Below are 14,008 nucleotides of genomic sequence, written 5' to 3'. Positions count from 1 at the left end.
TCAGGGGGCGGGGGTGAGGCGCAGCGCGAGTTCGGGGCAGACCTTGACCGCCTTGCGCGCGCCCTCGCGCAGCCAGGTCGGCACGGGGGTGGGCGGGAAGGCGGGGTAGCCGTTGCCGTCGAGCCGGATGAAGTCCGGTACGACGTGCGCGCACAACCCGTGCCCGTCGCAGCGGGACCAGTCGAGCGTGAGCCGCTGCGGGTTCGCGTCGGGCGCGCCGGGCAGGCCCATGACCGCCCTGACCCGCCGGCCGCAGCCCTCGCCGGTGGTGTGCAGCCGCAGGTCCTCGGCGAAGACCTCCATCGCGGAGAGCGCGAACCGGGACGTACCGTCGGGGTGGCTGCACGCCCCGCGGCCCTTCACGTCGCCGGCGGCGGCCCGGACCACCTCCACCGGGGCGCTGCCGGCCACCGCCAGGTCGACGGCGCGGGCCAGGTCGGGCAGGCCCATCCGGCACGGGCCGCACTGCCCGGCGGACTCGCCGGCCAGGTAGCGCACCACCTGCGCGGCCTCGCCGAGCGGGCAGGTGTCCGCGCCCAGCGGAACGAGGATGCCCGCGCCGAGGGTGCCGCCCACGGCAGCCAGCCCCTTGCGGGAGATCTCCGCCCGGTCGGCGGCCTCCCGGGTGATCCACCGGCCGTGGTAGCCGCCCGTCAGGACACCCGGCCCGTCCGGCACCTCGCACAGGTCGAGGATCTCCCGCAGCCCGGTGCCGGCCGCGCACTCCACCACGGCGGGGCGCCCGGCCGCGCCGGTGACGGTGAGCAGCACGGTGCCGGGCTCGTCGTCGGTGCCGAGCGCCGCGTACTCGTACGGGCCGAGGCGGGCGGCGACCGCGAGCTGGGCGTACGTCTCGGCGTTGGAGAGCAGGGTGGGCAGCCCGCCGACGCCGGAGTCGCTGGAGCGCCGCTTGGTGCCCGGCGGGATGTGCGGCAGCCCGTTGATGCCGTTGACCAGTGCGCCGCCCTCGCCGGAGATGAACCGGTGCGGCACGGTGACGATGCTGGTGGGCACGGGCATCCGGCGCTCCTCCAGCGCCTCGGTCACGGAGTTGCGGCCCACCTCGTCGTCGGCCACCCCGACGACGATCTCCTCGGCCTCCAGCGCGTACGCGGCGAGCGCGGCGCCGTCGAGGATCAGATGCGGGGCGCGGGTGAGCAGTACCTTGTCCTTCCAGCTCGCCGGCTCCCCCTCGGTGGCGTTGACCACCACCACCACCGGGAGGTCCCGCCGCTCGCAGGACTCCAGCACCGCGCGGAGCTTCTTCGCGAACGGGAAGCCCGCACCGCCCTTGCCCCTGAGTTGGACGCCCTCGGCGAGCCGGAGCAGGGTGGCCGGTTCCATCGGCCCGATCGGCCCGTGCACCTCCTCGTGGGCGAGCAGGTCGAGCCGCCCGAACTCGGCGAAGCCGGCGGTCAGTCGGGGCTCGCCGACGCAGGCCACCGGCGGCACGGTCGTCCGCGTCACCTCGCCTCCCCTCGCAGCCCGGCCCAGTACGCCCCGTCGACGGCGTCGGCGTTGGCCCGGCGGCGGCGGGTCGACCGGCTCTCGCCGGCGGCCCGGCGCGCCCGCCGCGACGCGAGGTCGACGAGGGTCGGGGTGTCGTCGGCCGGCAGCGGAACGTCCTCGGGGACGTACCTGACCGGGGGCCGCCAGTAGTCCGGTTCGAGGTCGCGGTCGTCCTCGGCGCTGTGCCGCCCACCGGCGGACACCGGATTGGCGGACACCGGCCCGGCGGAGACCGGGTCGGTCCGCTCCCAGCGCCGGGGGCTGTCCCACGGCTCCTCGGCCTCCTCGCGGCGGCGGGGCGGCGCGGGGTGCCCGCGCTGCCCGTCGCGCTCGGCCCGGCCCCGGCGGGCGGGCTCCTCGACGCGGCTGCGCCGGCCGGTCGGGACGAGTTCCGCCTCGCCCCGGCGGCTGCCGGTCGGCTCCGGTTCCGCCGCACGGCGGCGGCCGGTCGGGGTGAGTTCCTCCCCACTCCGGCGGCGCGGGCGGGCCGGTTCGCGGAGCGTGCCGGGTTCGGGCACGGCCGGCACGGTGAACCGCTCCGGGTCGCGCCGCCGCGCGGCGGGGGCGGGCCAGGTGCCGGCGACCGTGGTGCCCGCCCACGCGTCCCCGCGCCCGTCGGTCCCCGCCACCCGGCCGACGCGTCGGGTCAGGCCCCGCAGCAGCGACCGGCCCGCAGCGTCCTGCGCCGGCCGCCCGGCCAGGGCCCGGTTCATCGCGGCGGCCTGGTGCTGCTCCCGGCTGCGCCGGCCGAGGCTGACGGAGAGGCGGACCAGCAGCGCCAGCACGACCAGCAGCACGCAGGCGAGGTAGCTCAGCACCACCCAGGGCTGCGCGGGCCGCCCGGCGTTGAGCCCGTGCACGATGGCGAACGGCCAGGACAGGTACGCGGCGGAGTGCAACGTACGCCAGAGCCACTTCGGACCGACCCCGGCGAAGCGCGCCCGGACGACGCCGGTCCAGAGCACGCTCACCATCAACAGCGCGGCCACGGTGCCGAGGCCGACGTAGAGGCCCCGCCCGCCGACGAAGGGGACCACCGCGTCGGTGCCCGCCGCCCGACCGGTGGCGATCTTGGTGAGTACGTGGAAGAGCAGCCCGGCGACGCCGAGGATGCCGGTGGCCCGGTGGGCGGACTGGAGCAGCACCCGGTGCCGGATCAGCAGCACCAGCCGGTCGGTGGCGAGCAGCCCCATCATCACGGTGAGGCTCAACGCCACCAGGGTGACGACCCCGGCGAAGAACTCGGTGAAGAAGAAGCCGTACGCGTACGCCGCCGAGCCGACGCCGGTCAGCATGGTGGTGGCCCACAGCGCGGCGAGGGCGGAGACGGTCAACACGGCCACCGCGGGTCGGGACCGACTGCGGGCCCCCCGGCTGGTGCTGGTGGTCCGGACGGAGGCCGGCTTCTGGTTGCGTCGTGCCCGGGCCATCTGCTCCTCGATCGTCTCGCGGCGGCGCACCGCCGGCCGGCCCTGTTCCCCATCGAGTACGGACCGACGTGGCGGGCGGATCACCGCCGCGCGGAAATTCCCGCACCGGCGTCGAACCGACCGGCGCACGGATGCGTGGACGACGCGAACGCATTCACACATGCCCATGCATTGACAGCGCTTGCAACGCGCTTGTAACCTTTCGGAAATTTTCAACATCTCCTGCAAGATCCCGGCAGCGCCGGTTCGCCACCGCCCCCACCCCTGTCAGGAGTCCTCCATGCAGAAACGTCGACGGTTGTCGGCGATCGTCGCCCTCGGCGCGATCGCCGGCCTGCTCGCTCCCGCCATCGCGACGGCGCCCCCGGCCGCCGCGGCCCCGGCCGGCGGCAAGAAGGTGATCGCCAACCTCTTCGAGTGGAACTGGTCCTCGGTGGGCACCGAGTGCCGCACCACCCTCGGCCCCAAGGGCTACGGGTGGGTGCAGGTCTCGCCGCCCCAGGAGCACGTCCGGGGCTCGCAGTGGTGGCTGGCGTACCAGCCGGTCAGCTACCGCATCGAGTCCCGCAAGGGCACCCGCGCCCAGTTCAAGTCCATGGTCGACACCTGCCACGCGGCCGGGGTGAAGGTGGTCGTGGACGCCGTCGTCAACCACATGTCCGGGCAGGACAACGGCGGCACCGGCTGGGCCGGCTCGTCGTACGGGCACTACGACTACCCGGGGATCTACCAGACGCAGGACTTCCACCACTGCGGTCGCAACGGCGGCGACGACATCGCCAACTACAACGACCGGTGGGAGGTGCAGAACTGCGAGCTGGTCAACCTCGCCGACCTGAAGACCGAGTCGGACTACGTCCGTACGAAGATCGCCGGCTACCTCAACGACCTGCTCTCGCTCGGCGTCGACGGCTTCCGGATGGACGCCAGCAAGCACATGCCGGCCGCCGACATCGCCGCCATCAAGGGCAAGCTGTCGCGCTCGGCGTACATGGTGCAGGAGGTGATCCACGGCGCCGATGAGCCGATCCAGCCGGGCGAGTACACCGGCAACGGCGACGTGCACGAGTTCCGCTACGGCAAGGACCTGGCCCGGGTCTTCCGCTCGGAGAAGCTCGCCTACCTGCGCAACTTCGGCGAGGGCTGGGGGCACCTGCCCAGCGCGTCGGCGGCCGTGTTCTTGGACAACCACGACACCCAGCGCGACGTCGGCGGGGTGCTGACCTACCGCGACCGGGGCATCTACGCGCTGGCCAACGCGTTCATGCTCGCCTGGCCGTACGGCTCCCCGACGGTGATGTCGAGCTACACGTACAGCCAGCGCGACCAGGGCCCGCCCTCGGACAGCTCCGGGCGCACCCTCAACGCCACCTGCTACTCCGGCTGGGAGTGCGAGCACCGCTGGCCGGTGATCGCCAACATGGTGGGCTTCCGCAACGCCACCGAAGGCGCCGGCGTCGTCAACTGGTACGACAACGGCAACAACCACATCGCCTTCGGCCGGGCCGGCAAGGGCTACGTCACGATCAACGACGAGGACTCCGCGGTGAACGGTCGGTCGTACCAGACCGGGCTGCCGGCCGGCCGCTACTGCGACGTCATCCACGGCACCTTCAGCAACGGAACGTGCAGCGGGCCGGTGATCACCGTGGACGGCAGCGGCTGGTTCGCCGCGAACGTGCCCGCCCACGACGCGATCGCCATCCACGTGGGCGCCCGGCTCAGCTGACGGTCGCCCCCGTCCACGGCCCCGTCCCTGCCGACATTCGGCGGGGACGGGGTTTCGCCGTTCTTCACCCGTTACAGTTTGTTTGTGCGTTTTGACCGAATGAACCGGCGACACGTCCGGGCCCTGGCCGCCGTCGGCGTACCCCTGCTCCTGCTGGCGGCCGGGGCGACGGGCTGGGCGCTGACCCCCGGGGCCGCGCCCACCGCGCCGCCGGTCGTCGGGCCACCCGCGTCACCGACCCGCACCGCCCCGGCCGACGTGGCGCCGCCCGAGCGGGTGCCCGTCGCCGCGCCCGCGCCGGACGACCTGCCGGTGGTCGACTACGGCCCGGCGCCCACCGGCTTCCCGGCCGACCCGGACACGATGGACACCGCGCCGCTGACCGAAGGCCTGCACCCGACCCGCCGCATCGCCGCCTACACCGCCCCCGGCGGCCGGCCGCTGGCGTTCCTCGACCCCACGATCAGCGGCGTCGAGCTGACCATGCCGGTCGCCCAGCGGCGGGCCGGCTGGACGGCGGTGCTGCTCCCGTCGGCCAACCGCACGCTCGCCTGGCTGCCGCCCGGCGGTCACACCACCGTGGCGCTGCCCGACCAGATCGTGGTGGAACGCAGGGCGCACCGCCTCACCTGGTACCGCGCCGGCCAGGCCGTGCGTACCTGGGAGGTCAGCCTCGGCCAGCGCGGCCAGGAGACCCCGCTGGGCCGGACCTTCATCCTGGGCCGCACCCCGCCGCCGCAGAGCGTGTACGGGGGCGTCGACATCTTCGCCCTCGGCTCGGTGCCCGACGACCCGGACTCGGTGCCGGCCGGCCTGCGCGGGGCGCACATCGGCATCCACAGCTGGTACCACGACGGCGAGCTGGGCAAGAAGACCACCAACGGCTGCATCCGGCTCACGAAGAGCGGGCAGCGGGAACTGCTGGCCGAGGTGCGCCCCGGCACCGAGGTGGTGGTGGTCGACGAACTGCCCGCCCCACCCCCGACGGCCTGAGCGCACCCCGAACCACGCGCCGGCCGGGTCAGAGTGGCGCGACCCAGTACGGAGCGACGTCCATCCAGCCGTTGGCGCCGGCGCCGTGCTTCCGGCCGCTGCTGCCGGTGCTCAGGGTGTACCAGGCGTCCACGAAGTCCGGGTCGTCGGTGTACCAGGAGGCGGGCAGGGCGTCCAGGATCGCGTTGACCAGCGGGGTGTACGCGCCACCGTCCACGATCACCAGCAGAGCGTTGGCGATCGCCTTGACCAGCGCCGCGTAGTTGGTGTCGCCGTCGTCCTCCATCATGACCACGTCGGCCAGGTTGTACTTGTACGACGAGAAGTGCACCAGCAACTGGTTCGGGTAGTACGTGGTGCCGTCGTGGTCCAGGTACGGCATCTGCACCAGGTCGACCTTGACCTTGCCGTCCAGCCCGAACCCGGCCACGAGGTTGTAGATCTCGGCCGCGCCCTTGAGCCAGGGCTCCTTGTCGTCGCTGAGCCGGACGGCGTCGACCTTGGTGGCCCAGTAACCGGCCGAGGCCGTCACCCCGGCGGCGGAGGCACGGGACGCGGGCCGGGCCGGAGCCGCCCGGTCGATGCCCCGCGCGCCCAACTCCTGGCGCATCAGCGTCAGCCCCGCGGCGAGCGCGCGCTCGGTGTCCACGTCCACCACCAGCACCGGCCGCTGCGGCACCCGCGCGGCGTCCAGCACCACCGTGCCGCCGGAGCGGTCGTAGGCGTGCACGCTCGTCGCCGAGTCGTCGGTCGGGGTGGCGACCACCAGCGGCGCCTCACCACGGGCCAGCGCCGCACGCATGTCCGGGTGGGCCAGCCGCAACCGCAGCAGCGAGCCGGTGCCGGCCGGCAGGCCCTTGGCGGTCAGCAGCCGCTGGTTGGCGGCGCGGAAGTCGCCGGCGAGCCGGCCGTCGACGCCGGCGGCGAGCAGGTCGACCGGGCCGGCGGCGGCGGACGCGCCCAGCCGGCCCAACTCGGACCGGTCGGCGACCGCCACCTGGCGGGCCACACCGTCGAGGATGCCGGACACCGGGCCGCCGGCGACGGCCGCCGGCACCGGTGCGACGTGGTCGGGTCGGGCGTACGCCGGGGTGGCGACCGCCGCGGTCAGGGTGGCGACCGCGATGCCCAGCGACAGCACGGTGCGGCGAAGGGGAGGTGGGTTCACATGGACTCCTCTGCGTTCCCCGGCCGCCGCTCGTGACGGCGATCGAGAATTGACGACGATGCATACATGAATATATCTCTACTGGACCGTCGTCAATGAGGCCGCGAGTTCTCAGGCTGGCCGGCCGACCGCCTCCTCCCCGACCTGGATCGCGTCGACCGGGGAGACCTGGCGCGGCAGGGCGTGGGCCGGCCCGGCCAGCTTCCGCCACAGGAACTCCAGCGTCAGCGCCCAGACGAAGGCGCGCTGCTCGTTGTTGGCCGCCGCGCCGTGCCCACCCTCGACGTTCTCGTAGTAGGACACGTCGTGCCCGTGCTCGCGCAGCCGGGCCGCCATCTTGCGGGCGTGCCCGGGATGCACCCGGTCGTCGCGGGTCGAGGTGACGAGCAGGACCGGCGGGTACGCCCGGTCGCCGTCGACGTGGTGGTACGGCGAGTACCCGCGCAGGAACTCCCAGTCGGCCGCCACGTCCGGGTCGCCGTACTCGGCCATCCACGAGGCGCCGGCCAGCATCCGGTGGTACCGCCGCATGTCCAGCAGCGGCACGTGCGCGACGACCGCCCCGAAGAGGGTCGGGTAGCGGGTCAGCATCACCCCGGTCAGCAGCCCGCCGTTGCTGCCGCCCTCGACGCCGAGCAGTTCCGGCGTGGTGATGCCCCGCGCCACCAGGTCGGCCGCCACCGCCGCGAAGTCCTCGTACGCCCGGGGCCGGTTCTCCCGCAGCGCGGCGCGGTGCCACCCGGGGCCGTACTCCCCGCCGCCCCGGATGTTCGCCACCACGTAGGTGCCGCCCCGGGCCAGCCAGCCCCGCCCGAGGACCCCGCTGTAGTGCGGGGTCAGGGCAACCTCGAACCCGCCGTAGCCGGTGAGCAGCGTCGGACCGGCGGGCGCGTCCGGGTCCCCCACCACGAAGTACGGCACCCGCGTGCCGTCGGCCGAGACGGCGAAGAACTGCCGTACCGCCAGGTTGCCCGCGTCGAAGTACGCCGGCGCCCGCCTGAGCGTCTCGACCGCGCCGCCGACCTGCCCGAGGCGCAGTGTCGCCGGCTGGAGGAACCCCTCCGAGGCGAGCAGGTAGGAGTCGTCGTTGTCCGGGTCGGTGTCCACGACCTCGCTGTGGTCGAACTCCGGCACCCCGGGCAGGCTCTCCCGCCGCCAGCCCTCCCCGTCGGGCGTCAGCACCTCCAGCCGGCTCTTCACGTCGACGAGGGTGGCCAGGATCAGCCGGTCCCGGGTCCAGGACCAGCCGCTCAGCGCCGTACGGTCGTCGGGGCGGAACAGCACCGTCATCTCCCGCTCGCCGGCGAGGAACGCGTCGAACCGGGTCGCCAGCAGGGCGCCCGCGGGATGCGTCACCCCGCCGACCTGCCACGGCGAGCGCGGCCGGACCAGCAGCCACTCCCGGTGCACGTCCCACCCGGCGTCCTCCGGCACGGCGATCCGGATCCGCTCGCCCGTTGCCGTGAGCAGGTGCTGCTCCGAGCGGTAGAAGTCCAGCCGGCGGCCCACGAAGTCGCGCGCGAAGCCGGGCGTCGGGTCGTGCGAGGCCCACACGGCGACGTCGTCGTCGTGCCCCTCGTGGACGATCTCGGCCTCGGCCAGCGGGGTGCCCCGCCGCCACCGCCTGACCACCCGGGGATAGCCCGAGGAGGTCAGCGAGCCGGGCCCGAAGTCGGTGGCGACGTAGACGTGGTCGGCGTCGATCCAGTCCACGTCACTCTTGGCCTCGGGCAGCGTGAAGCCGTCCGGGACGAAGACGCGGCGGTCGAGGTCGAACTCCCGCACCACGACCGCGTCGCCGCCGCCCCGGGAGAGGCTGACCAGGCAGCGCCCGTACCCGGGCCGCAGCACCGTCGCCCCGCCCCAGACCCAGTTCTCGCCCTCCTCGGCCGCCAACGCGTCCAGGTCGAGCAGCACGTCCCACTCCGGCTCCGGCCGGCGGTACTGCTCGAGCGTCGTCCGCCGCCAGACCCCGCGCGGGTGCGTCGCGTCGGTCCAGAAGTTGTAGTAGAGGTGGTCCCCGCGCCACCCGGGGTAGGGGATGCGGTCCTCGGCGTCGAGCACCTGCCGGATCTCGGCCCGCAGGGCCGCGAACCCCGCTCCGCCGGTCAGGGCGGTCACGGTCTCCGCGTTGCGGTCCCGCACCCACCGCGCGGCGTCCGCGCCATCAAGATCTTCCAGCCAGAGGTACGGGTCGTCGGTCTCCACGGTCTGCCTCGCCACCCCGTCACTATCCCCGACGGGAGACCCGCGCCCGAGGCGGGTCGCCTGTCGGCATGGCGACGCGGCGGGCGGCCGGGGAACCGGAGCACCGCGGCGGCTGCGGAGCGGGGTGCCGCTGGCAGCCCGTACGCATGGCCGAGCCGCGACGGGTCCCCGCCGGACCCGCCGCGGCTCGACGGCGGTGCAGAGGCCCGGCCCGCTACAGGCCGAGGTAGGCGGCGATGCCGGCGGCGTGCCCGCGGGCGGTCGCGGTGATGAAGGCGGCGCGCTTGAGCAGGTCCGCGTTGGCCACCGTGTCGATGAACAGGTTCTCGGTCAACACGGCGGGCATCGCGGTCTCGCGCAGCACGTGGAAGTTGGCCGTCTTCAGGCCGCGGTCGGTGACCGAGGCGACGGTGCGCATGTTCGACAGGACCCGGGAGTGGACGGCGCTGTGCAGGGCGCTACCGGTGCCCGGGTAGCGGTAGCTCTCGAAGCCGGTGCCGCCGCCGGAGTTGATGTGGATGCTGACGAAGATCGTGGCGCCCCACGCGTTGGCGTCGCTCGACCGGTAGGAGAGGCTGCGGGTGATGTCCGTGGTGCGCGACATCCGCACGTCGACGCTGTAGTTGGCCTTCAGGATGTCGCGGGTCTGAAGCGCGATGCTGAGGGTCAGGGCCTTCTCGGTCAGGCCGTTACCGACGGCGCCGGGGTCGGTGCCGCCGTGCCCGGGGTCGAGGTAGACCTTCGGGACCGCCGCCTGCGCGGTTCCGGCCGCCGCGAACGGAGCCACGACGAGACCCGCGGCGGCGGCCAGCAGGGTACGACGGTGCGCTGAGGAGTTACTGATCACGAGCACCTCTCCACAGAAAGTAGGGTGCCGGGGAGGCCGCCGTGGGCCGCCCGATGCCCGTACGGGCTGGCACGGCGTCACTGTAATACATGTAAATATGTAAATAAATACCGTCGGACGGCTTGACAGACCCCCGGCGATCGACGAGCCTGCGCATCGCTCCACCCGGCACCGCCTCGATCCACTCGTTCCGCCGGCCGGAAAGACTGCTCCGGCCCGCGCTGGCATGGGCGGGGCTGTCGCGGGTAGTACGCGAACATGAGGGCGAGTTTCCGGCTCGGCCGGATCGCGGGCGTACCGGTCGGGGTCAACTGGAGCGTCCTGGTCATCTTCGCGCTGATCGCCTGGGGGCTGTCGGCCAACCAGTTCCCCCGGGCCTACCCGGGGCGGTCCGTCGCCCTGTACGTCCTGGCGGGGCTCGCCGCGGCGGTGGTCTTCTTCCTCGGCCTGCTCGCCCACGAGGTTTCGCACGCGATCGTCGCCAAGCGCAACGGGCTGGAGGTCGGCGGAATCACCCTGTGGCTCTTCGGCGGGGTGGCCGAGCTGCGCGGCGAGGCGCGCGACCCGGGCGCGGAACTGCGCATCGCCGGCATCGGCCCGTTGGTGAGCCTGCTCATCGGGTTCTTCTTCGGCGCGATCGCCGTGGTGCTCGCCCTGGCCGGGGTGCGGGGGCTGCTGATGGGCTCACTCGCCTGGCTGGCCGGCATCAACATCCTGCTGGCGGTCTTCAACGCGCTGCCGGCCGCCCCGCTGGACGGCGGACGGCTCCTGCGGGCGGCGGTCTGGAAGGCGACCGGCGACCGGACGAAGGCGTCCGTCGTCGCCGCGCGGGCCGGCTGGGTGCTCGGCGCGGTGCTGATCGGGCTGGGACTGTGGCAGTTCCTGGCCGGCGTCGGCTTCGGCGGGCTGTGGCTCGCCCTGATCGGCTGGTTCCTGATCGGCGCCGCCGGCCTGGAGGAGCGGCAGGCCCGGATGGGCAGCGCGCTGCGTGGGATCCGGGTGGCCGACGTGATGACGCCGCAGCCGCAGACCGCGTCGGGGCAGATGACGGTGGGCGACTTCGTCGACCACTACCTCTTCGCGTACCGGCACACGGCGCTGCCGCTGACCGAGGACGACCGGCCCGTCGGCCTGGTCACCCTCGACCGGGTACGCGGCATCCCGGCGGAGCGCCGGGCCGCCACCACGCTCGCCGAGGTGGCCTGCCGCGCCGACGAGCTGGTGCTCGCCCGGCCGGACGAGCCGCTGAACGAGCTGCTCCCCCGGCTCAGCGAGTGCGCCGACGGCCGGGCGCTGGTGGTGGCCGACGGCCGGCTGGTCGGGATCGTCTCGCCCAGCGACATCAGCCGGGCCGTGCAGCGCGGCAGCCTCCGCGAGCAGCTGGAGGCCGGCCGTCCCGGTCGCTAGTCGCGCGGAAGGTAGTGGTCGAGCAGGTCGGTGCGGAACGTGCCGGCCGGGTCGAGCCGGCGGGCCAGGTCGAGGAAGTCGGCGTACCGGGGCCAGGCCGCGGCGAGGGCCGCCGGGGCGAGGCCGAACACCTTCCCCCAGTGCGGGCGCGGCGCGAACGGCGCGAGCCGCTGCTCCACCGCCGCCACCACCGGCAGCACCGCCGCTGCGTCGGCGATCCAGGTGAAGTGGATGGCGAGGCTGTCCCGCCCATGGTTCGGGCTGAGCCACAGTCCGTCGCCGGCCACCGCCCGCAGCTCGCAGACCTGGAGCACCGGCGCTATCAGGTGCGCCACCGGGTCCAGCGCGGCCAGCGCCGCCGTCGCCGAGCCGCGCGGCACATGGTACTCCGACTGCAACTCCGCCCCGCTGCTGGGGGTGAAGCCGAGCTGGAAGTGCGGCAGCCGTTCGTGCCACGGGCCCGGTTCACCGAGCTGCGGGGTGCAGTTGCGCGCCGGCATGCCCGGCACCGGGTGCCGTGGCTCCTCGGCCGCCGTCGTGTCGAGCCAGTCCGCCGGCAGCGGCTCCGCGTCCGCGCGCTGCTTCACCCACACCTCCCGCAGCCGGGGCGAGCGCCAGTCGGTGAAGACGCTGACGCTGTACGCCGAGGCGAACGCCGCGTCCAGCGCGGCCCGGGGCAGGCCGAGGCGGACGTGCTGGCGGATCTCGAAGGTCGGCACGACGTCGAGGGTGACCCGGGTGACCACGCCCAGCGCGCCCAGCGAGACGACCATCCCGGCGAAGGTGTCCCCGTCGGCCGCCCGGTCCACCGCCAGCAGGTCGCCCTCGGCGGTGACCAGTTCCAGACCGGCGACCGCGCTGGCCAGGTTGCCGAGCGTCTCACCCGAGCCGTGGGTGCCGGTGGCGACCGCCCCGGCGACCGAGATGTGCGGCAGCGAGGCGAGGTTGGCCAGGGCGTACCCGCGCGCGTGCAGCCAGGTCGCGAGGTCCCCGTACCGCGTGGCGGCCGGCACGGTGACGGTCCGGCGGTCCGGGTCGAGCGCGACGGCTGCGGGCAGCCCGGCCAGCGAGACCAGGTCGCCGGTGGTGTCGCCGAGACGGTTGAACGAGTGACCGGTGCCCACCACCCGGAGGCGTTCGCTGCCCGCCACGAGCCGGCGCAGCTCGTCCAGGGACGAGGGGCGGTGGTGGCGGCGGGCGGCGTAGCGGACGTTGCCCGCCCAGTTGCGCCGTGGCGTGGCCTCTGCGGTGCTGCCGGCGTGCGGCGGTCGGTGGGTGGGTCGCTGCGGTCGCATGTCGTACCCCCGATCGGCCCCGTGGTCGTCGGACGCGTCGTCCGACGACCACGGTGGGCGGAAGTTGGGTCGACAGGGCACGGTTACCCCGCCGTCGTCCGGGAACCCTACGCCGATGAGCAGCTATCGCGATCCCGCCCCGTGGGGCGACGTGTTCCCCTCGGCGGAGGAGATCGACCCGACCGGCACCGGACTGGAGTCGTCGGGCCCGGTGCGGGCGAGCACCACGCCCGGTCCCCGGCCGACGCCGTCGCCGCCGCCGCGCCCGTCGCCCCCGCCGCGCCCGGTGCCCCATCCGGGGCCGGCACCCCGCGCGGGCGACGCCTGACGACGCCCGGTAGCGGGCGCCGCCGGGCGCGCCACGGCCGGACGGCCGCCGCCCGTCGCGGCTCGGCCGCCCCGTCGACCTGACGCGCCCGGACGGCTCCGGCGGGCCGCCCGGGGCTCAGAGCTGGGGCTTCACCTCGGCCGCGACCAGCTCCAGGTGGTCGAGGTCGGCCAGGTCGAGCACCTGGAGGTAGAGCCGCTCGCTGCCGATCTCGGCGTACCGGCCGATCTTGTCGACGATCTCGGCGGGGGTGCCCGCGAGGCCGTTCTCGCGCAGCTCGTCCGGTTCCCGCCCGATCGCGGCGGCCCGTCGTGCCACCTCGGCGTCGTCCCGCCCGCAGCAGAGCACCAGGGCGTTGGACCAGCGCAGCTCGCCCGGGTCGCGGCCGATCTGCGCGCAGGCGGCCCGGACCCGGTCGAACTGGGCGACGGAGTCCTCGACCGAGACGAACGGCAGGTTGAACTCGTCGGCGTACCGGGCGGCCAGGCGCGGGGTGCGCTTCGGGCCCATGCCGCCGAGCAGGATCGGCGGGCGCGGGTCCTGCACCGGCTTCGGCAGGGCGGGCGAGCCGCTGACCGGGTAGTACGTCCCGGTGAAGTCGAACGTCCCGCCGGGCGGCGTCGCCCAGAGCCCGGTGACGACGGCGAGCTGCTCCTCCAGCCGGTCGAAGCGCTCCCCCAGCGACGGGAACGGGATCCCGTACGCGGTGTGCTCCTCGGCGTACCACCCGGTGCCGATGCCCAGCTCCACCCGGCCGCCGCTCATCTGGTCGACCTGGGCGACGGTGATGGCCAGCGGGCCGGGCAGCCGGAAGGTGGCGGCGGTCATGAGCGTGCCCAGCCGGATCCGCCGGGTGTCCCGGGCCAGGCCGGCGAGGGTCGTCCACGCGTCCGTCGGGCCGGGGTCGCCGCTCACCGCACCCATCTTCAGGTAGTGGTCGGAGCGGAAGAACGCGCCGTAGCCGGCCTCCTCCGCGCAGCGCGCCACGGCGAGCAGGTCGTCGTACGTCGCACCCTGCTGGGGTTCGGTGAAGATCCGCAGTTCCATGCTTCGAGCATAGGGAGCCGCCCGGACCGGCGCGCCGATCCGGCCTC

General features: G+C 74.3%; 11 protein-coding genes. 4 read left to right on the top strand and 7 right to left on the bottom strand.

Features of this window, described 5'->3' with window-relative positions; genetic code table 11:
* Together ACGFIG_RS11540 and ACGFIG_RS11535 are read right to left on the bottom strand one after the other, a co-directional pair.
* A complete protein-coding gene (locus ACGFIG_RS11540; protein ID WP_393001747.1) occupies positions 1 to 1,467 on the bottom strand; it encodes an NADH-ubiquinone oxidoreductase-F iron-sulfur binding region domain-containing protein in 1,467 nt (488 codons plus the stop codon).
* A complete protein-coding gene (locus tag ACGFIG_RS11535) occupies positions 1,464 to 2,939 on the bottom strand; it encodes a hypothetical protein (protein WP_393001745.1) in 1,476 nt (491 codons plus the stop codon). Before ACGFIG_RS11535 ends, ACGFIG_RS11540 begins: the two co-directional genes overlap by 4 nt.
* A gap of 280 nt (positions 2,940 to 3,219) precedes the next feature.
* Here ACGFIG_RS11535 and ACGFIG_RS11530 point away from each other — a divergent pair, with 280 nt between their 5' ends.
* Positions 3,220 to 4,668: an alpha-amylase family protein gene (locus ACGFIG_RS11530; protein ID WP_393001743.1), complete on the top strand. Its 1,449-nt coding sequence runs from the start codon at positions 3,220 to 3,222 to the stop codon at positions 4,666 to 4,668.
* Between the two features lie 84 nt (positions 4,669 to 4,752).
* Entirely contained in the window at positions 4,753 to 5,661 is a 909-nt protein-coding gene (locus ACGFIG_RS11525; protein ID WP_393001741.1) for a L,D-transpeptidase family protein, read from the top strand.
* Between the two features lie 28 nt (positions 5,662 to 5,689).
* Here ACGFIG_RS11525 and ACGFIG_RS11520 read toward each other — a convergent pair whose 3' ends face one another.
* From ACGFIG_RS11520 to ACGFIG_RS11510, 3 genes are all read right to left on the bottom strand, one after another.
* Positions 5,690 to 6,829: a DUF3103 family protein gene (locus tag ACGFIG_RS11520; RefSeq protein ID WP_393001739.1), complete on the bottom strand. Its 1,140-nt coding sequence runs from the start codon at positions 6,827 to 6,829 to the stop codon at positions 5,690 to 5,692.
* Positions 6,830 to 6,940: 111 nt separating this feature from the next.
* Positions 6,941 to 9,052 (bottom strand): prolyl oligopeptidase family protein, encoded by a 2,112-nt coding sequence (locus tag ACGFIG_RS11515; RefSeq protein ID WP_393001737.1) that lies wholly within the window; start codon positions 9,050 to 9,052, stop codon positions 6,941 to 6,943.
* A 199-nt stretch (positions 9,053 to 9,251) separates the two neighbouring features.
* Positions 9,252 to 9,884: an N-acetylmuramoyl-L-alanine amidase gene (locus ACGFIG_RS11510; RefSeq protein WP_393001735.1), complete on the bottom strand. Its 633-nt coding sequence runs from the start codon at positions 9,882 to 9,884 to the stop codon at positions 9,252 to 9,254.
* Positions 9,885 to 10,142: 258 nt separating this feature from the next.
* Between ACGFIG_RS11510 and ACGFIG_RS11505 the strand changes: the two genes are divergently transcribed.
* A complete protein-coding gene (locus tag ACGFIG_RS11505; RefSeq protein WP_393001733.1) occupies positions 10,143 to 11,291 on the top strand; it encodes a site-2 protease family protein in 1,149 nt (382 codons plus the stop codon).
* Here ACGFIG_RS11505 and ACGFIG_RS11500 read toward each other — a convergent pair.
* On the bottom strand, positions 11,288 to 12,586 hold the full coding sequence (locus ACGFIG_RS11500) for an FAD-binding protein (protein WP_393001731.1): 1,299 nt from the start codon (positions 12,584 to 12,586) through the stop codon (positions 11,288 to 11,290). The genes ACGFIG_RS11505 and ACGFIG_RS11500 overlap by 4 nt on opposite strands.
* A 115-nt stretch (positions 12,587 to 12,701) precedes the next feature.
* Here ACGFIG_RS11500 and ACGFIG_RS11495 point away from each other — a divergent pair, with 115 nt between their 5' ends.
* A complete protein-coding gene (locus ACGFIG_RS11495) occupies positions 12,702 to 12,914 on the top strand; it encodes a hypothetical protein (protein ID WP_393001729.1) in 213 nt (70 codons plus the stop codon).
* 117 nt (positions 12,915 to 13,031) lie between these two features.
* Here ACGFIG_RS11495 and ACGFIG_RS11490 read toward each other — a convergent pair whose 3' ends face one another.
* Entirely contained in the window at positions 13,032 to 13,961 is a 930-nt protein-coding gene (locus ACGFIG_RS11490; RefSeq protein WP_393001727.1) for an LLM class F420-dependent oxidoreductase, read from the bottom strand.
* Positions 13,962 to 14,008 lie beyond the last annotated feature (47 nt).

The organism is Micromonospora sp. NPDC049048 (genome assembly GCF_043197615.1).
Taxonomy (GTDB): domain Bacteria; phylum Actinomycetota; class Actinomycetes; order Mycobacteriales; family Micromonosporaceae; genus Micromonospora.
The sequence above is the reverse complement of the archived record's forward strand: the minus strand, read 5'-3'. Positions and strand labels throughout refer to the sequence as shown.

Bases quoted from the DNA above. Each gene is read 5' to 3' on its own strand.
- ACGFIG_RS11535 (WP_393001745.1), bottom strand. From the start codon at position 2,939: ATGGCCCGGGCACGACGCAACCAGAAGCCGGCCTCCGTCCGGACCACC.
- ACGFIG_RS11530 (WP_393001743.1), top strand. From the start codon at position 3,220: ATGCAGAAACGTCGACGGTTGTCGGCGATCGTCGCCCTCGGCGCGATC.
- ACGFIG_RS11505 (WP_393001733.1), top strand. From the start codon at position 10,143: ATGAGGGCGAGTTTCCGGCTCGGCCGGATCGCGGGCGTACCGGTCGGG.
- ACGFIG_RS11500 (WP_393001731.1), bottom strand. From the start codon at position 12,586: ATGCGACCGCAGCGACCCACCCACCGACCGCCGCACGCCGGCAGCACC.
- ACGFIG_RS11495 (WP_393001729.1), top strand. From the start codon at position 12,702: ATGAGCAGCTATCGCGATCCCGCCCCGTGGGGCGACGTGTTCCCCTCG.
- ACGFIG_RS11490 (WP_393001727.1), bottom strand. From the start codon at position 13,961: ATGGAACTGCGGATCTTCACCGAACCCCAGCAGGGTGCGACGTACGAC.